This window comes from Actinotignum sp. UMB0459 (genome assembly GCF_051905915.1).
GTDB classification, from domain to species: domain Bacteria; phylum Actinomycetota; class Actinomycetes; order Actinomycetales; family Actinomycetaceae; genus Actinotignum; species Actinotignum sanguinis.
On the sequence record NZ_JBQAIK010000005.1, the window covers coordinates 1 to 22484 of the forward strand.

The 22484-nt window shown below is 58.1% G+C and carries 14 protein-coding genes and 1 pseudogene; 7 read left to right on the forward strand and 8 right to left on the reverse strand.

The window, feature by feature from the left end; genetic code table 11:
- Positions 1–93 precede the first annotated feature (93 nt).
- The gene (locus ACTFPK_RS01270; protein WP_439910927.1) at positions 94–6099 is read left to right on the forward strand and encodes a hypothetical protein; all 6006 of its coding nucleotides are present in this window, start codon (positions 94–96) and stop codon (positions 6097–6099) included.
- Between the two features lie 79 nt (positions 6100–6178).
- On the opposite strand, the gene ACTFPK_RS01275 is transcribed toward ACTFPK_RS01270, so the two are convergent.
- Entirely contained in the window at positions 6179–6523 is a 345-nt protein-coding gene (locus ACTFPK_RS01275) for a hypothetical protein (RefSeq protein WP_274733743.1), read from the reverse strand.
- 533 nt (positions 6524–7056) lie between these two features.
- Between ACTFPK_RS01275 and ACTFPK_RS01280 the strand changes: the two genes are divergently transcribed.
- The 6 genes and pseudogenes from ACTFPK_RS01280 to ACTFPK_RS01305 all read left to right on the forward strand — a co-directional run bounded on the left by ACTFPK_RS01280 (position 7057) and on the right by ACTFPK_RS01305 (position 14224).
- Positions 7057–7461, forward strand: coding sequence for a MobC family plasmid mobilization relaxosome protein (locus tag ACTFPK_RS01280; protein WP_274736513.1), 405 nt, complete (start codon positions 7057–7059; stop codon positions 7459–7461).
- Positions 7458–9344 (forward strand): relaxase/mobilization nuclease domain-containing protein, encoded by a 1887-nt coding sequence (locus ACTFPK_RS01285; RefSeq protein WP_284897347.1) that lies wholly within the window; start codon positions 7458–7460, stop codon positions 9342–9344. The genes ACTFPK_RS01280 and ACTFPK_RS01285 overlap by 4 nt, the downstream gene beginning before the upstream one ends.
- 186 nt (positions 9345–9530) lie before the next feature.
- Positions 9531–9836, forward strand: a pseudogene (locus tag ACTFPK_RS01290) (DUF4913 domain-containing protein); the annotation flags it as partial.
- Positions 9837–9990: 154 nt separating this feature from the next.
- The gene (locus tag ACTFPK_RS01295; protein WP_284897345.1) at positions 9991–11049 is read left to right on the forward strand and encodes a DNA cytosine methyltransferase; all 1059 of its coding nucleotides are present in this window, start codon (positions 9991–9993) and stop codon (positions 11047–11049) included.
- Between the two features lie 103 nt (positions 11050–11152).
- On the forward strand, positions 11153–13240 hold the full coding sequence (locus tag ACTFPK_RS01300; protein ID WP_274755735.1) for an ATP-binding protein: 2088 nt from the start codon (positions 11153–11155) through the stop codon (positions 13238–13240).
- A gap of 174 nt (positions 13241–13414) precedes the next feature.
- Complete coding sequence (locus ACTFPK_RS01305; RefSeq protein ID WP_439910928.1) at positions 13415–14224, forward strand: hypothetical protein; 810 nt, start codon at positions 13415–13417, stop codon at positions 14222–14224.
- 86 nt (positions 14225–14310) lie between these two features.
- Here ACTFPK_RS01305 and ACTFPK_RS01310 read toward each other — a convergent pair whose 3' ends face one another.
- From ACTFPK_RS01310 to ACTFPK_RS01340, 7 genes are all read right to left on the reverse strand, one after another.
- Entirely contained in the window at positions 14311–15087 is a 777-nt protein-coding gene (locus ACTFPK_RS01310) for a hypothetical protein (RefSeq protein WP_274736509.1), read from the reverse strand.
- 43 nt (positions 15088–15130) lie between these two features.
- Positions 15131–16891, reverse strand: a complete 1761-nt coding sequence (locus ACTFPK_RS01315; protein ID WP_274736510.1) for a TraM recognition domain-containing protein — start codon at positions 16889–16891, stop codon at positions 15131–15133.
- The gene (locus tag ACTFPK_RS01320; RefSeq protein WP_274734999.1) at positions 16888–17205 is read right to left on the reverse strand and encodes a hypothetical protein; all 318 of its coding nucleotides are present in this window, start codon (positions 17203–17205) and stop codon (positions 16888–16890) included. The genes ACTFPK_RS01315 and ACTFPK_RS01320 overlap by 4 nt, the downstream gene beginning before the upstream one ends.
- Positions 17198–18448, reverse strand: a complete 1251-nt coding sequence (locus tag ACTFPK_RS01325; protein ID WP_274734998.1) for an ATP/GTP-binding protein — start codon at positions 18446–18448, stop codon at positions 17198–17200. The genes ACTFPK_RS01320 and ACTFPK_RS01325 overlap by 8 nt, the downstream gene beginning before the upstream one ends.
- Before the next feature lie 212 nt (positions 18449–18660).
- A complete protein-coding gene (locus tag ACTFPK_RS01330; protein WP_274734997.1) occupies positions 18661–20151 on the reverse strand; it encodes an SCO6880 family protein in 1491 nt (496 codons plus the stop codon).
- Positions 20148–21743, reverse strand: a complete 1596-nt coding sequence (locus ACTFPK_RS01335; RefSeq protein WP_274736511.1) for a hypothetical protein — start codon at positions 21741–21743, stop codon at positions 20148–20150. Before ACTFPK_RS01335 ends, ACTFPK_RS01330 begins: the two co-directional genes overlap by 4 nt.
- A complete protein-coding gene (locus ACTFPK_RS01340) occupies positions 21731–22462 on the reverse strand; it encodes a hypothetical protein (protein ID WP_274734995.1) in 732 nt (243 codons plus the stop codon). The genes ACTFPK_RS01335 and ACTFPK_RS01340 overlap by 13 nt, the downstream gene beginning before the upstream one ends.
- Between the last annotated feature and the right edge of the window lie 22 nt (positions 22463–22484).

The window sequence follows — 22484 nt, forward strand, 5'->3', positions numbered from 1 at the left end:
TTGGCGCGGTTTTCCGGGTGGGGAGGCCTCTCGGCGCTTTTCGACACCCGTACCGACACTTACGAGCGTGAACGCGAGACTTTGCAGTCTCTTGTGGATGAGGCGGCTTATAAGCGGGCGTTACAGTCCACGGCGAATGCCCACTACACCCAGCCCACTATCGCCCGCCTCCTTTGGCAGTCCCTCCAGTCGTTAGGGTTGGCGGAAGGCGCGCGGGTGGTGGAACCCGGCTGCGGTGTCGGCACTTTTATCGGCACCGCACCCGAAAACACTCGGATGGTTGGTGTTGAGATTGACCCGACACCGGCCACTATCGCCGCCAAGCTCTACCCCAACGCCGACATACGAGCACAGTCTTATACGGACACGGACCTCGACGAGCACGGTTATTTTGACGCCGCTATCGGGAACGTGCCGTTCGGTAGCTTCCGCCCGTATGACCCGGTCTATAATCCCGGTGGCCACACTATTCACAACTACTTCATCTCCAAGGCGTTAGCGCAGGTGCGGCCCGGCGGCATTGTCGCCGTCTTGACATCGCGTTACACCATGGACGCAAAGAATCCAGGGGTGCGCCGCGAACTCTATGCGCGCGCCGACCTCGTCGGTGCTATCCGACTCCCTTCCGGTACGCATCAAGAGATGGCTGGCACTGATGTCGTCTCCGACATCTTGATCTTCCGGCGGCGGGAGAAAGGCGACGAGCCGCGACCGTTTGACTGGGAATACGCGCCGCTCCTCGAGGTCGGTGAGGGCGAGTACCCGGTCAACGAATACTTCCAGGCGCACCCCGACCATGTCTTAGGGGAGTGGGAAGAAACCACCAACCAATACGGGGCAGCGTTGAGCGTGAAAGGTGACACCGCCGCCCTCGGGACTAAGCTTTCTACCGCGTTGGAGACGATTACGTCTCAGGCGCGGGCTGCTGGTCTTGTCTTCACCCCACGCCAAGAGAGGTATGAGGGCGAGATTGCGCTGCGCCCGGTCGACCAGGAAAAGCTCGGTCGCATCACGAAAACAGAAGAAGGCTTCGAGCGTTACACCGCAACCGGGAATGTGCCCGTGAAGGTCGCGAAAAACGCGTCCGCCCAGCTCACTGCGCTCCTCAAGCTACGCGACCAAACTCGTGCGTTGGTGGAGTTTGAGTCCCAAACCCAGGAAAACCCGCCCGCACTCAACCACGCCCGCAGTAGCTTGAAAGCCTCCTATGAGGCATATGTTGCCAAGTTCGGGCCGTTGAATTCCCAGAGGGAGCGGTGGTATACGGATAAGAAAACAGGAGAAGAAAAACTCTCCTGGATCGACGTACCAGCCGTGAGAGTCTTCCGCACCGACCCGGATGCCGCCCTGACCATGGCTATCGAAATCTTCGATAAAGACACCCGCATGGCACGCCCGGCCGGGATCCTTGAGCGCCGCCAAATCGGCATCACCTTCAAACCACTCGGGGCCGACAGCGTCGAAGACGCGCTGGCTATCTGCATGGCCGAGAAAGGCCGCGTCGATACCGAATACATTAGCTACCTCACCGGCCAACCTAGCGAGGAAGTGATTGCCGGCTTACACGACCACACGTTTATGGACCCGGAGACTGGTGAGCTAGTCGAGCGCAGCGCTTATCTGTCGGGCAATATCCACGCCAAGGTGGTGGCCGCCGAAGACGCGCTCGAAACCGATGCCCGCATGAGCGAGAATATCGCGGCTCTCAAATCTGTCATGCCTGAACCGCTCTCGCTCTCTGATATCGAGATCAGCCCGGGCGCTCCGTGGATAAGCGTTAAAGACCACCACGACTTCTACTCCGAGGTCGTCATGGGCTGGCACCAACAGCGCGTCGGGCAGGTCGGCTATAACCCGGTTACCGGTGCTTGGAAAGCCGTCCAGGACGGCTACCAGCCTTCCGCAAAGGCCCGCCGCATATGGAACACGGAACGCCGTAGCGGCACTCAGATTTTTGAGGCGCTTCTCAATCACACCCCTATCACGGTGAAATCTAAAACCATCGACGGTGAAGAATTCATCGACCGCGCCGAAACCGCCGCCGTCGCCCAGAAAATGGAAGCCATGGCCACCGCTTTCACCGAATGGGTCTGGGCAGCCGGCGAGCGCGCATCGCGCCTAGAGGCCCGCTACAACGAAATGTTTAACTCGTTTGTGCCCCGCGACTACACAGGCATGGGCGAGAAGCTCACCCTCCCGGGCCTGGCGAAAGACATCGTCCCGTATTCGCATCAGCGCTCTGGCGTGGCACGCATGATCTACCAAGAAGCGGTCGGGCTATTCCATCAGGTTGGGGCAGGCAAGACAAAAACCATGATTATGGGGGCGATGGAACTCAAACGCCTCGGCCTCATCCACAAACCCGTGATTGCCGTCCCGGCAAATGTCTTGTTCCAGTTTGCCTCGGAGTTCCAGCAGACCTACCCCGCGGCGCGTGTGCTAACCGCTACCCCTGATGATCTAACGAAGAGCGGGCGGCGCGAGTTTGTTGCGAAAGTCGCCACCAACGACTGGGACTCCGTCGTCATGACCCGCGAGCAATTCAAGGCCCTGGGCTGCTCAAATAAAACCCAGGCAGAATACATTGAGGCGCGCATTGATGAGCTGGAGGAAGCCATTAAGGCCAGTGATTCTTCCTCCACAATCCAAGATATGACCAACCAAATAAAGTCACTGGAAAGCTCCCTGAAAAAGGCGCTTGATCACCCCACCGACCCCGGTATCTCGTTTGAGGAAACCGGCATCGACTATATCATCGCCGACGAAGCCCACCGCTACAAAAACCTCCAGATCATCACGAAACTGGAGGGCGTTGGCGCGGGCAAAGGCAATGAATATACTGCCGACCTGGACATGAAACTCCACTATTTACGCTCGAAGAATCCGGGTGGGCGCATCTGCACGCTCGCAACCGCCACCCCCATCTCCAACTCGCTGGCTGAAGCGCACACGATGATGCGATACCTCGCACCCAGCGTCCTCAAAGACGCCGGTATCGAGCCTTTCGACGCGTTCGCGGCGACCTTCACCCGCTCGGAACGCAAAGCCGAAATCTCACCCTCCGGGGGATTCCGCATGCGTACCCGCATCTCCCGCTTCCACAATTTGCCAGAATTTTTGAGTTTGTGGGGTATCACGGCCGACGTCAAAACATCGGCCGAACTCTCCCTCAACATCCCCCTGCTTGCACCAAACGCGGATGGTGAGCGTGCCCCGCAAATCGTCTCCATTGACGGCGGAGAAAACATGCGAGCGTTCATGGACGATATCGCGCGCCGCGCGGACCGCATCGCTGCGGGGAGCAGCGGCAACGACAATATGCTCGCACTAAGTACTGATGGGCGGCTTGGTGCGCTTGACCTACGGTTGCGCGGACGCGAACCTATCGACCACCCGGTCAGTGAAGTCGCCGCCCGTAATATCTACCGGATATGGGAACAGACTAAAGACAACCGCTACAGCGGCATCGATGGCGCCGAATCCGCTATCCCGGGTGCGTTGCAGCTGGTTTTCTGCGACTACGACACCCCCAAGCCTGGGTGGAATACTTACGATGCACTCCGAAGCGAACTCTATGAGCTGGGTCTGCCGGAAGGCTCGGTGCGGTTCATCCACGAAGCACCCAATAATGCAGCAAAAGAAGAATTGTTCCGGGATTGCCGTGAGGGGAGGGTTGCGGTTTTGATTGGCTCAACCCAAAAAATGGGCACGGGTACGAATGTCCAAAAACGCTGCATCGCCACCCACCATCTTGACGTGCCGTGGCGGCCGACCGACATTACCCAGCGCGACGGCCGTATGGTCCGCCAAGGGAATGAAAACCCAGAAGTCTACAACTATAGGTATGTGGTGACGGGTTCGTTTGCTGCCTATATGTGGCAGACGAACGAGAGGAAGGCTCGCTCGATCGCGCAGATCATGACGAACAAGACTGGTACGCGTTCTGTTGAGGATGTCTCTCCGGAGGAGATGGAGGCCGGGCGTGCGAAAGCAATCGCTACCGGCAACCCGCTCCTGTTGGAGAAGTGCGAAGTGGACGCGACCTTACAAAAATATCGGGCCTTGCATTCGTCTTGGCAGAGGACTCGTAACCGGGCCATTGACGACACCCGCACCCTCGACCTGCGTATTCGGGCGAGTGGGAAAACCATCGCCACGTTGGAGGGCCTCCAGGGCTACATACGTGATACGAGTGGGGATCGGTTCTCGATCCGGATTGAGCAGGGTGTGTTTACGGAGCGGGCAGCGGCCGCCCAGGCCCTCTCGCGGGCTGTATCGGTTCGCATATCGCCCTACATCATCGAGAACGTGCGCCGCACGGGCGGCACGTATTCGGTGCCGCAAGGGGTGAGAATAGAGTTGGGTGGTATCGAGCTTGATATCGCGCGCGTTGAGGCCGACAGCCGGATGGGCACGGTTTCCGACGTCTCCATGGTCTTTACACCGCTCGATTTGAAAGACGTGCGGTATGGGCCACGGGCCGGTATCCCGCTCTCGATTTTGCAGCGTGGCCAGAGTGGTCTTATCCAGCGCCTAGAAAACCTCGTGGCGTCTTTGCCGCAGCGTCTTGAGGAAGAAAAAGAAAACCTCGAGTTCCTACGGGAAGAAGCCCAAAGCGCCCAAGAACTCTCCACCAAAGCCTTCCCACACGAGAGCGAATACGCACGGGTGCGGGCGCGCTCGAAAGAAATCACTCTCGCCCTTGAAGACCAAGGAGACGCCAAAGCCCACCGCGAACAAGAGGCGCGTTTCCGGGAAGGCATTAAATATGAGGAACACGAGGGATTCTTTGAGGGGTTGGCTTCGTGGCCGCGTATTCCCCTCCCACCCAAACCAACACCGATAGACACTATCGAGAATTGGCAAATCCTCCCCGTGGTCGCACGCTACGAGTCACGCGAATACACCTGGGAGGTGCTCGGGATTGTTGCCGGCAGTCAAAACGGCCAAGCCCTCACGCGCCTAACAAGCAACGCCAAAACACTCCTGTTTGTGGCAGACCTTCTCGAGCTGGAAGCCATGGCCGACCCCCTCACCCACGCACCCGGGACGGTGGCGCAGCCACTCGTCCACCGCACCCCACTCGACGAGGGCCAGCAGGAAGGCGAAACGCTAGCGGACACCGATAACCACAGCGAGCAAAGCGAACGTGGGGATGCGGTGGAGGCGACTAGCGACGTCGCCACGCCCATCGGCGAAGAACAGTCAGCAGCCGCGATACGGCCGAGTATCCCTACTCTCTACGACGGTGTCGAGCGCACGGCTCTCACTGAGGCTGCGCCTGGTGTATTCATTGCGAAGTACGGTGAGAGCGTCGTTACCTTCCTTGACGAGGAACATAACCAGCGAGTCGGGGTGCCGTATCAACGACTTTTCCCGGAACCCGGCGAACCCGCACTCTACGCCTACCCAGACCTGGATATTGAGCACACCGGCAACATTGCGGGGAGCGGGCAAGTCGCCCGTGCGTTGCTCCTCGACTCGCGCCAAGACGCCGCCTATCTCGACGAGGTAGCGCCCGGGTGGAGCGCCGACGTCGATGCACAAACCGAACCCGTGGCGCGTGATCTTGAGACCGCAGACGCGGATGACGTCACTAGTGAGGAGAGCATGAACGTGCGGTATGTTCCACCTATCTACAAAGGCGAAACACCCGAGCGCGTGGAGGTGCTTGCCCCGGGTATTGAAACCGCAACCTATGAGAGCGCGGGAACGATAGTGTTCCTTGATCCCGAGGTTGATGCACTCCTGCCCAACCGTTATCGCCACTCCCTTTTCGCGTATCCCGGATCTGAAACAAGCGCCGCCTACCGCGAAGACCAACCCCGCGAAGCACATCTACGCGGGGCAGCGCAGGTCGTACGCGCACTCCTCCTCGGCAACCGAGAAGACGCACGTTACTGCCACGCCGTCGACCCGACATGGAACGACGACGCAAGTGAGGTACGTGCACAATACAAGGCGTATTGCGCGGCGAACTATAAGCGCCAAGCGGCCGCTCCAATCTTCACTGCGGTGAGCCGTGCGGTAAACGCAGCACGCACTATTGGTGCACGTGAAGCGGCCGATCCGCGCGAGCACGGTGACGCACTCATGTAACAAACTGCGATGCCGAAACACGCGGCGGGCGGGACACCCACATGCACGGGGTCCCGCCCGCCGCGCGTTTCGTAACCGACTACATCGCGCCTTGTTCTTCGTTGCTTGTTTGCTCCACGTTGTGCGCGTCTGCGCTCGCACTAGTCGTGCGTTTGGTGCGCGGCTTTTTACGTGCTTGTGCCGGAGCGTTTAGTCCGTAGGTTTTCAGTTCGCGCTCACTCCACCCGGACTTCAAAGCCTGCGTCCACGCACCCCGATACTCACCCTCAAGCACGCGCAGGCGCGCCGCTATTTCTTGCAAGTGCACACCCGCCTCGAGTCGTTTGTTGAAGCGTTCTTGCTCGGCCGCACGCAACGCCTCCACCTCTTTACTCGCGCATCCAGCGCTGCTTGTCATCGCGTTAGCGTCCATGTTTTCGTCCACGAAAATTCTCCTTACATCACTGCGCCGCTCTTTTTTGCGGTGCTACTAACTAGGGGGCTTTGCACGCACACGACCCCGACAAGAAACTTGGCAACAATTCGCACTGCCCACGCCACGCGCTACCCTTCCCTGCCTGTTTGCGGGTGGGGTGAGGCTCTGCCTCACACTCCGCCAGGGGCACCCGTGCCCCTGGACCCCCGAGGCCCGTGCCAACAAAGTTGGCACGGATGAGAACGCGCCACCCGGCCCCTCTGCACACCCAATCCACCACCCACCCAACCACACCCCGCGGCCCCGCAGGCGCGCGCCCTGGGCGCGCGCAAATCGGAGCGCCCGGCCGCTACGCGGCCACCCGCCCCGGCCAACCCGCTCAGCGCTGCGCGTAACCTCCACGCCACGAGTGGCGTGGAGCAAGCTAAAGATTCGTGTGCACGAATCAGCTTGAGGGGCTATACTAGCCGTAAGGGGCCGCCCGAGTTTCCGCGCGCTGTGCGCGCGGACCGCGGCCTATTTGCGGGAAAGGTGGTGGCGTGATGGCGAGCGATACTCAGCAGGTGCACGTGCCGATCACGTACGCCTCGACGGCACCGAAAGACGACCCGCGCCGCTCCTTCCACCTCAAACTCAAGCACTCTCAATATGAAGAATTGAAAATGAAAGCTGCGGGCGAACGCGTCTCCATGTCGGACTATTTGGTGCGCTTCGGATTGGGTCGCAAGGTTGAGCAAGTGAGTGCCGGAGAGATACGCGAGGTGCTCGCCGAGCTACGCAAACTCCGGCGTCAAATCCAAGGCGAAGCCACGAACATTAACCAGATCGCGCACTGGGCAAACAGCGAACAAAGCTTTCCTGTGGAGGCGCGTGAGGTAGCCGCGCAGCTGCGCTCCCAAGTCAACCAAATCAACCTCTTGCGCATCAGGTTGGTGGAGCTTTTATGATCCCAAACATCATGCGCGGCGGCGACGTCGCCGGCCTAGTGCGTTACTTGTTTGGACCGGGGCGCGCGAACGAACACACTAACCAACACATCATTTCCGGCAGTGAAGACATCGCCGCCGAGTGGGCATACGGCGGGCGCGTGCTCGAGCAAGACGAAAAAAGAATCGTCGCGAAACTCCTCGACCAAAACAGGCTCGAACACGGCACTCAAATCCTCGGGGAAGTCACCCGCTGGGACTATAACGAAGAGCGGGCTATCCCGGTGTCGAAAGAAAAAACACCCGCACACGTCTGGCATTGCAGCTTGTCTTTGCATCCGGATGAAGAACCTTTGAGCGACGAAACATGGGGCGATATTGCGCGTGATTTTGTGGAGGGAATGGAATTCGACAACCGAGCAAACAATCCAAAGTCGCCGTGCCAGTGGATAGCTGTGCGCCACGGATTCACCAAGAATGGCGGCGACCATATCCATATCGCGCTCGTGCTCGTGCGTGAAGATGGCACCAAAGCAAACACGTGGTTGGACTACAAACGCTCGCAGGAAGTCTGCACCGTACTCGAGGAAAAATACGGGCTAGCGGTCCTCGAGTCACGCAAACATAACTACGCCAGCCGCGGCTATAAGAATGAGGACAATAAGGAGTTGCGTCTCGATTTAGAGACAGCGATGCGACTGGCCGCCGGGGCAGCTTCTACCGAAGCTGAATACCTCGAAGAACTCCTCCGTCACGGCATACAGTTCCGGCCCCGATATGCGAAAGGCCAAGGTGTCGTCGCCTACACCGTCACCAAACAAGAACCCGGTAAACGTGCTATCTGGATTGGCGCGGGCAGGGTTGCCCGCGACCTCACCCTCACCCGCCTACGCACCCAGTGGGACGACAATTTAGACGAGCGTCGCAAAGCAGCCGACCTCTGGAACCCGCTCAAGTCGCCCATGCCGCATACGCCTGAGCAGGCACGTGTGCTTGAAGAAAAAATCCGAGACATCGCCGGCAGCGTCGCCAGTGAGAGCGACTTCGCCACCCGGCTACGCTCATCGGGATTGCTCGTATCGGTACGCCTTGACGACGAAGCAAGTGAGGCGGTTTCGTATTCGATGGCCGCTAAACCTGAACCCGGGTACAAACCCACGTGGTATTCCATGACGCGCATGTCGGCCGACGTCGCTTTGTCGGTGTTGCGGGAGCACTGGTGGGACAATCAGCTTACGCGATCGAGCGCGGTAGCGATCTGGAAACCCGCCTCCCGCACAAGCGAGGTTGATGAGGTGCGGGTGTGGAGTGAGTTCGGGAAAGCACTCACGGCGACTATCACCGACATTGAGCACGCCGACGCCAGCGATTGTGTGGCGGTGGCAGATAGTTGCGGGCGTGCATCCGCACTCTTCGCCGGCCTAGCCAATGCTTACGGCCCGGAACACGGCCGCCCGTTTGCCCGTGCATCCCAAGTCCTAGGCCGGCGCGCCCAAACCAAACACGCACCTGCGCCTCGTCGCTACTCGCCCGCGTTTACCAGCGGGCTACGTGCACTCAGTGCTATGGCACGGCCGCGCAGCCGCGCCGCATGGGTCAGTAACCAAGTCATGGACTCAATGGAACGTATCGTCACCGGTATTAACCGGCTCCAGGCCGCCCACGGCGAACTAACACTCGCCCGCCGCACGCTAAAAGAAACCAAAACCGCTTTAGCCAGTCTGGCTGCGCCCGAACCACGCACCGACGCCGGTAGTCGGCTGCGAGGAGCGGAATACAATCCGGTGGACTGGAGCCTATACAACGGCAGTGCGCGCACAGATATCCAGTTCGGTAACGGGCACGGTCTTGGACTCGGGGAACCCGAGCAGGGCAGCACCCCGAGCGTCGGGCATGGCCTCTGACGCCAGAGGTAGGCTCAAGCCGAGAAGCACACAAAAAAGAGAGGGAACGTGATGGCAGCCAAAGAGCGAAAATTCAAGCCAATGTATGCCGATGAATTCCAGTTTTTCGAGAAATGGCTCGCCCCAAACTACCGCCGGAGCATCAACACTGGCTGTCTGTGGTGTCCCCTATGATGGGACCATCCCGAAGCCCGCGTGCGGATACGGGCCATGTGGGAAGCCTGGGAAATATACCGCTTCGAGCGGCCCGTCGGAGGCCTGGCCGCTTGGTTTACCGACGTCGCCGACCCAATGATGAGAATCTTACTGGACCCCAACAACGTGTTTAAAGGCTGCTCGGAGACAACGCACTACGCACGCAGTGGCACCGACCTTTCCTTGCCGTTCGTTTCTTTCACCCAAGAAACAGGAGAAGAAGTAGCTACGAGGCGCGAAAACGCACCCGTGCCAGCGGCACCCACCCCGGCTATCTACTTCCCGGCGATACGCTAGGAAGATTGTCGAGACTGCGCTCTTGAAGTGACAGTGGGTGGCGTCGTTTAGGAAAGTGGGTAACTGATGATTCCGGTTCCGCGAGGAACTATGATGATAGGTGACGCCCCTCGGGGGCCACTACCGTCCAACTACTCCTATAGACTGGCATGCAATGAAAATTAGAAGCGTGGATCTATTTTGCGGGGTTGGTGGCCTAACTTACGGAGTGAGAGCCGCCGGTATTGACGTGCTCGCAGGATACGATATTGAAGAACGGAGTAGGTTCGCATACGAAACTAACAACCCGGGAACGCAATTCTTCCACAAAGATGTGAAAACTATTCAGAAGGGAGAGATTAGCACTCTCTACCCAAGCGATACTGACATTCGCGTGCTCATGGGCTGCGCACCGTGCCAGCCATTTTCTTCATATAATCGCCAGCCGGCTACTGCGCCATCAAAAAGCGCAAAAATGGAGCTGCTACATTACTTCGGCGTCCAGGTGAAAGACGTTCTCCCCGATGTCGTATCTATGGAGAATGTCCCGAACCTTGCACACGAATCAATCTTCGCTGCATTCACCAGTCTTCTCAAGGAACTGAACTACCACATCGACTGGCGCATCGTAAACACAGCGGATTACGGCGTCCCGCAGTCTCGCCGCAGGCTCCTTTTACTCGCATCCCGGCTGGGGCCTATTTCGCTACGCCCCCCGACTCATGACGAGACGACTTATGTCACACTGCGCCAGAGAATTGGGAATCTCCCGAAGCTAGGAGCAGGGGAAACAGATCCGAGAGACAATCTGCATCGAGCACGAGGCTTAAGCGAGATAAACCTGCGCCGGATACGTGCTTCCCGGCCGGGGGGGACATGGAAAGAATGGCCAACAGAACTTCTCCCGAACGCTTACCGCAAAGCTTCGGGTAGTACCTTTACCTCGGTCTACGGACGCTTGTCCTGGGACAAGCTCTCCTCAACAATCACTACCCAGTTCATCGGATACGGGTCAGGACGGTTTGGTCACCCCGACCAGGACCGGGCATTAAGCTTGCGTGAAGGAGCCATGCTTCAAACTTTCCCGCAGACATACATGTTCGTTCCACCCGAAGTTGGCTCGGCCTACCACGTCCAGCCGATAGCAGTCCAGATCGGAAACGCGGTGCCACCTCGTCTCGGCGAGATTATCGGAACATCAATCACCGCCCACTCAAAACAGGCCAGCGAGTGACAGTACCTGCACGGCGACTCGACTATGGAAAGGCACGATAATAAACGCGAATGAAACGCCGATATCACAACCGTTGCTCCACTACTTCCCGTAAGATAACGCTATGGAAGCTGCAGACACAATCGAATTCCACACCGCCAATACGGCCGCCACGCATTTGGGTAGGAAACTTTATACAAGTTCCCCATCAGCGCTAGCTGAACTGGTGGCAAATTCTTATGATGCATACGCGGACAATGTATGGTTGCAGCTGGAGAGTGGTGGGGACTCAATCATCGTAGCCGACGACGGGGTCGGCATGTCCCGGGACGTCGTATCCCGTCAGTATGCAACGATAGGCAACCCGAAAGAACCCACCGAAACTCCCGAAGGTAAAACTCAGCGTCCCGCAATGGGGAAGAAGGGTATAGGCAAGCTCGCCTCTTTCAGCCTCGGTAACTCCTACACGGTTTACACCAAAGACTCAGAATCTCCAAAATGGTTGTCCTTTACCTTGTGCTATTCCGATATGGTCAAGAAAGAAAACGCAACCTCCTACGCTGCTCCCGTAACCTATCTTGATGAACTTCCAGCCGATGTCAGCCACTTCGGTAATGAGACCGGACTTATCGTCGAGATTTCGGACCTCAGGCGCAAGATTACGGCTGGAACAGTTAGAGGTATGAAGACCCAACTAACACGCCGATTCTCACTGCGCGATAGCGAGATTCAAATCCATCTGAATGGGGAAAAGCTAGACCTTTCCCCATTTGATGTTTTGTATCAGCACATAAAGGCGGTGAACTATGTTGGCTTCACGGACGAAGAAATGAAGAAACAGTTCCCCGAAGCCGATGAAGTAACGCAATATGTCCATACAACCGGTAGCAGTATTTCGGCGGAAGAAATTGACTCTCTCGTTTCCGAGAAGGGGATTAGAGCGTGGTTTGGGGTAGTTGACAAACCGAAACGTCTCAAAGAGATTGGGCTGGGTGGTGTTCTTGTGTACATCAATAACAAAATCGCCGACGAAAACCTCCTAGCGTCGAATCAGTCTGCACAGATGGGAGGCCAGTACGTCACAGGCGAGATCTACGCAGACTACCTAAATGACCGTGCAGAAGACCCCATAACTTCCTCGCGACAAGGGCTAGACGAGTCCGATGAGGAAGTAGAATTAATTATGAAACTCGCTAAAGCCATGGAAGGCAAAGCGATAGCCCAGTGGGACGCATACAAAGACGCAACGGCATCTAACCAACTACCCGACCAAGTAGTAAAAGATAAAAAGTATCAAAAATGGGTACAGGGACTCTCTTCAGAGCAGCAAAAACTGAATACCAGGCTTTTGCGTACAATAGAGTCTTTCGAAGATTTTGACGATAAGCAGTGGATGTCTGATCCGGAAAAGATTGCTTTCGTAAACAGCGTGACAACCCTCGTTGAAAGCCTTGAATTAGTCGAGCTTGGTAAAAAAATTGACGATTTAGGCAATGGTGGACGGGGCTTGTTTGAGCTAATCACTCAATATCTGGGCAATATTGCGCGCAGAGATACCATTCAGATGGCGGAAGTGGCGACAAAACGCTTCAACGCTATAGAAAGACTCAAAGCACTGGTCGACAAACCCTACGAACTGGAGAAAGCTTTCGAAGATTGCCTTTTCGATAACCCGTGGCTTCTTAATCCTTTCTGGAATAGGACGACAAAATCCAAAAAACATATTGAACACAGGAGGCAGCATTTTGTTAAGCTTCACGAAGGGAGAGGTGCGGAGTATAAGCGTAGATTCATTGATATATATGTTGAAGTAGCCGAGAAAGAACTCCCGATCATTGTTGAGCTAAAACGAAACGACGGTACGGGGCATTCGGCACCAAGCAAAGTAACCAAGGGTGACATAATAAAACAGATTGACGAATATCGTAATGCTGTTATATCTGGCCTTCCTACGGAATTGCAGCTGCGTTACGAGCCTGAGGATGTTGAAGCAGTTTTTATTGCTCCTGAGAAAGCGTTGAAAACCCATTCCTCGACCGGATACCTCTCAAGGAGAAACGTGGAATCACTGGCGGACAATAAGATCATGGTGCGAACATACCGTGACTTACTAGACGATGCATACAACTGCTACTCTGCTTTCTTTGAAGCACAAGACAGTTTTGACGAACTGCCATACTTCAGATTCGATCTAGAGGACAGCACAGATTAATTATCCCCTCCGGCATGAATGCTATGTGCATAATGATCCTTGGGGAGGGGTTGAAATTTTCTGTGCGACAAAGATCTTTCGGCTTACGTCCGCTTATTGAGCTGTCTCTTCGTGAGGATCCAGGTTATTGGAAAACGGACGGGGCCGATCAAGCTCGTGGGGAGGTACACCGCCATGCGGTTGAAATTCTCGGTTTCGTTTGATGTCTCACGACGAGCAAAAGAGCCTCCCAGTAAGCGTGGCCACGAATGCCAAGTGGTGCACGGCGGTGGTGGTGTTGCTGACGTAGCTGTGAATGAAAATACGCAATCAGCTCCGTTCCTCAAGTCTGTATTCCAAGACTATGTGAAACGCCTTGAATCTAAAGGAATTATCAAGGCTTCTCCATGGCGAGGGCCACTGGCTGCTTGTTTATGGTTGATGTCTGAACTTTTAATCGGCGGATTGGCAACTGAATGCATGATTCGCTCCAGCGAGATTTCTACAGTTGTATATGTCTCCGCTGGAGCGAGCGCTGGAATCTTATTCCTAGTTCTATTATCCATTCACTTCCGGCAAATCGCCATTTCGAGGCAACAAAGCGGAGCGTACCGTGAACTTGGCGAGCTGTTTCACGACCGTGGTATTTCCACTGGTACGCAAGTTCTTGCATTGATGCTTGACAATGTGCACCGTTTAGAGACGGATATGTCGAAATCTTTCAAGAGTCCCGCCTGGAGCACGCCGGGACTCCTCCTCGGTTTGGCTGGCGCTGTCTTCGCGGCACTTTTCACCGCTGTGTTTGCGTTAGGAAGAAACGGGGAATTCCTGTCACGAGATCCTGCACTCAACCTCTATCAGCTTGCCGGGGCAATAACCATTTTCTACCTGTGCTTCTACTACGCACCCAAAACGGTTCTAGGCCGCCCGGATATAAAAGTGGCGCTTTTTGAAAGCGCGTTGCGAGACCTGCAAATAGACCAGGAACTCAAGCCGACTGCTTAGAAAGGGCGCATGAAGAACCGTGGTAAGAGGTTTGAACCACAATATCTCATGCCGCGCTTACTCCCCGAAACAAATATTCCCATCAGTCATTTAGATAGAGATATCTGTTCACTGGTCACGTTCTCTGCTTTCTGCTTCTTCTTGCCAGGCATCGCGACTGCGGCCGCTCGTGCGGCCGGGTTACCAGGGCACGCAGCCTGCACGCTCAATTCGCCGGTGAGTGCTCCTTCGCCGGTAGCCTCGCCGAATTTGATGCCGGCTGCTGCGGCTTTCTCCCGCATCTGCGCTATCCTCTGCTTCATCGCCTCAATACCCAAGACCGGGGCGGCCGGCTCGGCCGCTTCGCTCTCCACACCGGCTCCCGGAACGCCAGCCTTCGGGGTGGTTGCGGCCGTACGAGTGGTGGCCGCTGGTGTCTTGTCCGGTGTCGCCACGTCAGGTTTGGCGTCCAGGGCTGCGGTGAGTTTATCGACTTGCTCAGGTGTGAGCGAGTCGGTATCGGCACCGTTGATCATGTCGGCGGTGATTCCGTGGTCTTCCAGGAAAGACGAAACACGCGCAAGAGCCTGCGCCGCGAGCGGGTCAGCCCCGGCATACTTCGCCGCGAGGCCATACATGCGGGCTATATCAAGAGCGCTAGCCGAGTCCCACCAGCGCTCATTACTTGCTTGAGCGAGGAAAGGACGCGCCACACCGAGTTGCGCGGTGAATGCCTGCTGGGCGGTGGCTGCGCGTTGCGCCGAGCGCTGCACATGCGTGGCATACTCGGTCTGGACGCGCGCGACGATCATCGAGGCTGCTTTCAGTAACGCCGCGAGGCTTTCGACGGTTTCGTCCATGACGTCTTCGGTCTGTTCACTCATGATTGCTTACCTCTTTCTTTGTGTTGATGAAAAATATGGTTGGTTAGTTGTTCCAGGCATCCCGCACCCCACCAGGCACGGTGTTGGTCGGTGTGGCGTTCGAGCCGTAGCGGGTAATAGATTCCTTCACGAGTTCTTTCTTTTCTCCCTCGAACCAGGGGAGGAGCTTGATGAGGGTGGGGCGGGATTTTGAGGCGAAAAGCCAGGCCCGCCACGCCGGCAACGCCGCTAGCTCGGCTTCACTAGCGATAGGGACCTCGAGCGAGTTTTGGGAGATGGAGGTCGATCGCACCCCCTTCGACATGGAGGTCGAGCGTTGGGAGGTGCGATAGGTGCCGATGAGCTTCGAGATTTTCGCGAGGATCTCGGTCTCTTTCACCCCACCCGCATACAAAACATTATTCGCCGCCGACCACAACATATTCATCCCTGCTTCACCCCACACGCTCACCCCTTGCGACCAGGACTGCAAAATCGTGTGGAGGCAGATGCCTTTCGAACCCATATGGGAATAAAGCCGCGGCAACTCCCGCCAAGGGCACACGTTCGCTGCCTCATCGAGCACGACCATCATGGGCGTAGCAAGCCGCCCGCCGCGCTGACTCTGTGCGTAGTTTTCAGCCGCCAAACACGTCACGGCCGTCAGGGCCGCAACCAAGGGTGCGATTGCTGCGCCGTCAACGGACATCGAATAAAGCGCTTGGCGGGTTTGCACGAACATAGCTGGATCGAATTCTGCCCCGCCACCATCCCACCACGTCCTGGTTTCGGGGTCGCCCACCCATTCCAAACCACTACGAGCATGTGCCCACATCCCGCCTTTCGTGACGGCGGGGAGGTCCATTTGTGCACGGAGTAGCGCAGCGAGTTCGCCCATCCCGTGGTTACGAAGAATGTCGATAGGGGTCTCATCCAGGGTGGATTGCACCCAGGTGTAGACGTCGGCCATGGAGCGGTGCTCGAGCGCGGCCGCAGCAAGCAAACACGCGCGGATTTGTTCCCCGCCGCCATCCCAAAAGCTGTCATAGGCTTTAGTCGACATGCCAGCCCTAGCTGCATCCCCCAAAACTTTTGCTAGGTGGGTGGCGCGTGAGAAGAGGCTCCCGCCATAAGCAGCGTTGGTGAGGTAGGTGAGGGGATTCCACCACATGCCCCCGGGTTTTTGCAGGATATTGCAGGGGTCAAACACCCACACCCGCTCACCCAGTTGCTCGCGGGCATAGCGGGTGGCGTCAACGAGGTCACGTTTATTCGACGTCGCCAACACCGCTCCCGGCGCTTCCAGAAGCAAAGGAATCGCGTAGCCGGCTGTTTTACCACCGCGCGGCCCGGAGAGCATGAGCGAGACACTCTCGTAGTCCCCGTAGAGTAGTTCGCCGGTGTCTACCGCGCGCCCGAGCTTGTAACCTACGGGGTTATCTCCTGTGATGCCGAGGCGCTGGGCTTTCTCGGCAACGACAGTGCGTTGGAGGGCTTGGCGAGCAGAGCGTCCGCCGGTCAATCTGGCTTTGTTGTCTCCTCGTGCCCGCCGCCCCCGCACCCGGTATACACGCCAAGAGATCAGGCCGGCGATAGTTAGGACAATGCACGCAAAGAGAGCTGCCACTACCCATGTCATGCTGCTCACGTGGAGCTTGCCAGTCGCCAGGTAAATGATGAGCACTAGCGGGTTAAACGGTACGGCTTCGCCGGTGATGAGGCCGGCGAGGAAAAAGGATAAACACAGGCACACGCCGACGCCGATAGCACCGAGCGTTGCGATTAGCGTGCCGACGTCGCCGGTCGTTCCGGGCTTATTACTCATGACCTATCCCCAGTCGTATTGTCGCCTCGCTGTTGTCCGGCCCGGGTGAGGTAGCGCAGGAGATGCCAGGTGGCCCGCCCGGTCAGATCAGCGAAAATAATCGCGAAAAAGATGCCCAGGGTCAATGTTTTGGCTGTTATTTGTCCGCTAAGTAGAGCGGCCATCATGCTGAACGGGTAGGTGGGGATGTCCTCCCCGGTCGCAAAAGAAGCGAGCAAGAGTCCGGCATAGAGGGTAGAAAGGATCCCGAGGCTGATCGAGAACCACACCCGGCGCGGAATGGGGCGGTGGTAGTGGTTATTGTTGTTATTCATGCCATCTCCAAGAAGTATCAGACAAATCACGCTCACAAGGCGTGAGTACGCATTCGGCGGGGATGCCGGGCTGCCGGCCGACCTTGATCAAGAACCGCCCGCGCCCAACCGGCGCAGACAGCCTGCCGGTATCCGGGTCGAGGCTCCCGGGATCCTGCCAGGACGTGAGTACGTCTTCCTCAGCGCTGTTCAGTCTTACGGCACCGCGAAGTAAACCCATTTCTCGCTCGGGCAGCCCGCCGAGCAAGCAAACGCCGGCACGCTCGACAAACCCGCGGGCTTTCGCTCGGGCTTGCTCGCTGGCTAGGGCCTCGAGGTCGCTCATGGTGTGGGTGATCATGGCCTGGCCTACCGCCCATTGGCGGTTGAGGCGGGTGAGTGCGTCGACGGAGTCGACCATGCCCTCCCCCGCCCGGAGGACGCGCCAGAGTTCGTCCATGACCACAAAAAACAACCGGCGCGTAGCTATACCGGCGTCGGCGAGCATGTTCGCCGTCGTGATATTTCCGAAGCCATACGACCAACACGCCAGCAACACTGCGGCCTGTAATGCTTCATCCGCACCCGACACCGCGGAGACGTCGAAGACCACGCTACGGTCCATCCGCATAGGCGTTGTTGTGGGGGCGGCGAATATCTGCCCAAAACGCCCACCCAACAAAGCCATGAGCGACGCCTCGAGAGCCTCCGTGACTTCTAGGTAGCGGTCGATGGAGCCGCGATCAAGTGCCGCGAGTCGTACGTCGTCTGGGGCTGCCCGAACAATAGTGAGGATGTCGCCGATTACCGGCACGCTACCCGGATTATGGGTATCCCACACCCGCAAGGCCCGGTCAAGGATAGTCCTTTCGCGGTCGGTAATACGTCCCCCGCGCACCAGCTCAACAAGGGAGGAAAGCATGGTGAGCTGGCGCGCATGAGCGGAATTCAATAGATCGAGGCGAGCCTGGCCGGTGAGTTGGCTGGCGGCTGCGGGCGTGTTTCCGGTGTCTAGTGGATTCAGGCTCACTCCGCCTCGTCCGATGGTGATGCACTGGCCACCCATAGCCTCCACCAAATCCACATAATCCGGTTTCAAATCACCGAGAACCATTGTGGAAACCCCGAAGCCGGCCAGACCCAAGCTGATATGCCGGACCGCGGAGCTTTTGCCGAGGCCGGGCAGGCCGAGGACGAACATCGAGGGGTTGGAGATCATGCCCGCCCTAAACCAGGAGATCGGGTCGAAACAGACCGGCGACAAGCTGCCGCCTTTCTCGCACTGGCCGAACGGCACCCCAATCAAGGGTGCTGGCGCACCGCTAGCAAACGGCCAGAGGCCACATACCTGCACCGAGGTGCCGCGCCATTGTGGGAGTGCGGGCACGTATGCTTGGCGGCCGCCTCCGCGTCCGGTGAACCCCCGCGAACCAGGCACCCGCCCGTTCAGTATGGCCGCGGTATTGCTCTGTTTGCTCATAGTGCCTCCCGAACACTCTCACTAATCACGGAATAGCGCCCTGGCATAATCCCCAAAGGCAGTGAGATAGCGAAAGCCGAGTCTTGCCCACCAAAACATTTACGGATCCGAATCCGAGCGCTCGAGGCCAACGACCCGACCGCATCAACCATGTCCTTGACGTCATCCCCGCGCGTGCTAGTTGCGGTAATGACCATGCCGAAATTCTCTAGCCCGGCGCCGGCGGCCTCCTCGGCCGCCGACGCCATAGCGTGAGCCAAGGCAACCTCATCGCGTGCCCGCACATTCGTTGACGAAGACACCCGCACGCTGGCGGCGTTTTTGTCTTTCTCCACGATCTCGCCCGCGCGTCCGGCCTCGATAGGCCGATAAAGCAGGGCGACGCGTTTGCGGGCAATACGAGGCGACGGAGCAAGCAGCGAGGCAAGGATATTGGATTGGACGATGCCGCGGGGTGCGGCGCTCATAACCCACGACACCGACACCGCACCATCATGGGCCAAACTATCCCAGTTAGCTTGGGTAGCGGAGGGTCCGATTTCGCTCCAATCGAGCGAGATGCTTTCGCTGTTCGAGAGTGCGTCGTCGAAAATCTCTTGCGCATCAGGGTCATACGCCAGGCGCACTACCCGCCCCACCCCCGCGGAATCTAAAGGCCGCACGAAACCCGCACCAGTCCCAGTCAATGCCTGAGACAAGGACGGGAGGCGGGTGGCAAGCTCCTGGCCCGCTTGTTCTAAGTCGAGTGTCTTCCCGCTACCCTTCCCCAGATGATTCTCAAACGTTAGCGTCACGTAGGCCCGCAGGGACGCGGAACCATACGGGTATATCTGGCTTACTTCGCTGAGCATCTGTTCAGCGAGCGGTGGGATGTTTTCTGCTCTGTTTGCGGTGATTTCCCGCTGGAGGCGCGAGCCGGTATCGGGTGCGGATTCCACGACAACGCTCGCACCTACCAGGCCTGGCTCTTCCCCTAAGCGCGCCAAAAACTGCCCCCACCGGGCGACCCAGGTGTCGACCTGGTCTTGCGTGACGAGGGATGCTCCTTCACTCTCACAGGCGAACACGACAGCGAAAGTGCCAGTTTTACCGGTTGTGATGACGGCGAAGTCACGTCCGAAACCATCCACAAAATCAGCCACCCTCGTGGGTGCGAGAATACCCGGGAGCATGAACGGGCCGCCGGTGACTCCGAGTGGTCCGCCGCGGTACAGGTTCTCGCCGCGTCTGCGGGAGCGTAGGAAACGCATTCTTTCTCCAATCTTCCCCGCCAAAGACACGGAGTGTGCGTCTTTGCGGGCAAACAACAAACCAAGACTTCCGCAGATAGTCCCGAGCACCAGGGCGGGGATAATCCCGGCAATAATCTGCACCAACACCATGAGAATTAACAGTGCGAAGACACCGACAGTCAGCGCACCAGAGAGCCTGCCTATCCCGGGGGCTTGGGGCTTGCGCCAGTGGCCGTATGTGCGTGGTGTGCTCATGCGTTTTCCTCGCTCTCACTATCCGCGCCGCTGGCTAGATTCGATGTGAAGGCGCCGACCCCGCGGGCTTTATCGAAAGCGCCCCGGCCGGGCTGTTTGGTTGGTAGGGCGAACGGTGAGGCCGGCTTTGCGGGTGGGGTTGGGGCAGCGCCGCTAGCCTGACCACCCGCCGACACCGGCTGTGTAGAGGTTGGTGGGAGTGTGGGGGTCTGTGCCTGCTTCTTCGCCGCCCGCGCACGCCGCGACACCTTCTTCCCGCTGCTTGTATTCGGTGCGGGTGCGTTGGTAGCGCCACTAGCCGCGCCGCTCCGGCTAGCCGGGCCTGTCCTGCTTGTCCCGGTGGTTCCGGTGGTTGTTGCGCCGGTCGCAGCCACACCACCACTACCACTCGCCGTGCTACTGGCACTTGTTTTTGTGGCGCGGGCGGCTCGGACTTTCGAGACACCGCCACGGGCTGCGGCGACTCCGCCGCGGGCGACTTTAATAGCGCCCGACGCCACCAAAGATCCCGCTGCTCCGCCGAGGCCTGCCGCGATACCACTCATCCCCGCGCCTGAACTCATTGAGGCGGTTGCGGGGACGACGAAACGCATGAGGGCTGGCATCGCGAACCCCGCCAAGCAAAGCACACCCACACCCACGAGAATCGTCGTGACGGAATTGGTGAGGGAGCTGTCGTCTCCGATGGCGGCTTTCATCTGCTCGAGCACGCATTTTTGGTATTCCTCGAGTTTCGCTTCGTCGAAGGTTCCGCAGGCTTGCTCAACGCGCGCGGTCATGGTCGGCGGGCTACCCGAAGAGATCAGGCGCATGCCGATAGAGAGGATGATGGCGAACGCCGGCTTATACAGCAGGAAAGCGATAATCCAGGTTTTTGTTTTCTCAAACCACTGCCGCCCCACCGCGGTGTTGGTGGCCGCTGCCGAAAGCGGCAGAATACCGATCAGGAGCACGAGGAAAGAATCCCGACACAACAGCAAAATAAGGGCGAGGAGGGTGCCGAGCAGCATCGCCGCAAGCAAGAAAATCGTCAGGATCGCCAAATTTGTGCCCTCATCAATCATGACATTGATCGCAGCCTGAACACTCTCCATCGACCCCGACGACGCCAAGAGCCAGCTTGAGAAAAGGGAAGATGCTTCCATGAGGAGTTGGACGACCGTCACACCCGCACCGCTCACGATGACGAGTTGGATGACGGAGGCCAGCATGTCGCGTAGGGGTTCGCCGCGTCGATGCCACGCCATCGACCCCGCACCCACCAACACGCCCAAGAGCATAAAAAGACCGGTTGCGTAGGAAAGCGAGTCATGAATCCACGTGATCGCCTCCGTATCTTTTAAATTCAGGCGCGGATTGGAGGAAACAAACCCTACGAGAAATTCGAGGAGCCACATGCTTGCTGCGGCCATTGCTTCAGCGAGCAACTCAACAACGGAGCCGACGAGGGTTCCAATGCCCTTGCCAACCCAGGCAAGCGGGTTCAAAATACTCCACCCACACACATCCGTCACACACACCATGGGTGCCGGGCCTCCGGGCACCCAAGCCGGTGCGGGAGTCAGGAACTCCGCAAACGCTACCGCGTCCATAGCACCCACCCAGTCGAAAGCGGCCGATCAACCACGGTGAGGACCGTGGACATGTCCGCCACCGGAACCACCCTCCACATCTGCGCCTTTTTGTCGTAGGTGAGGTCAAGGCTACGGCCAAACACCACGCCAGGCTTAGCGTCCAGCATGAACGCCACCCCGACACTAGCCCGCTCTAAGTCGTAGTCGAAGACCTGGAAACCCACCAAACGCGGCGCGGGAAGTACCCGCCCGGCTAGCTCACCCGCCGCCTCAAGCAACACCTTTTTGTCTGGCCCGTCTGCTAAGAGTTCGTTGAGAACCTTTTGTGCGTTTGGGCCGCCGACCGAGGACAGGCTCACGTAGTTGAGTGCAGCTAAAACCGCGGCCTTCGGGGTGTTCGTATACCCGCGCGCCACCGGAGTCTGCTCACATGGGCCGGCTCCGGGTAGGGTTGCTAGCCGCACGCCCAGCGGGCCGTCCTGCCAGACCGGCGTGAAATTCCGGTCGGGGAGCGTCATGTCGCCAAAGTCGAGTCCGCATTCAGGTGTTGCCGACGCCGGTGGCGCGGGCGCGGCGGTGGTGGGGATGGAGGGGACCGGCCCGGGCGTAGGTTCTGTGTGAGTATTCGCGGGTGCGATGAGCGCCCACACCACCGCCACCACGCCAGCAATGACGAGCAAACCGCCTATTGCTAGTCCTACACCCAGGCTCCGGCCTGGCTTGGTTTCTTTACCCATGCCTTTCCCTCCATTCCGTTTC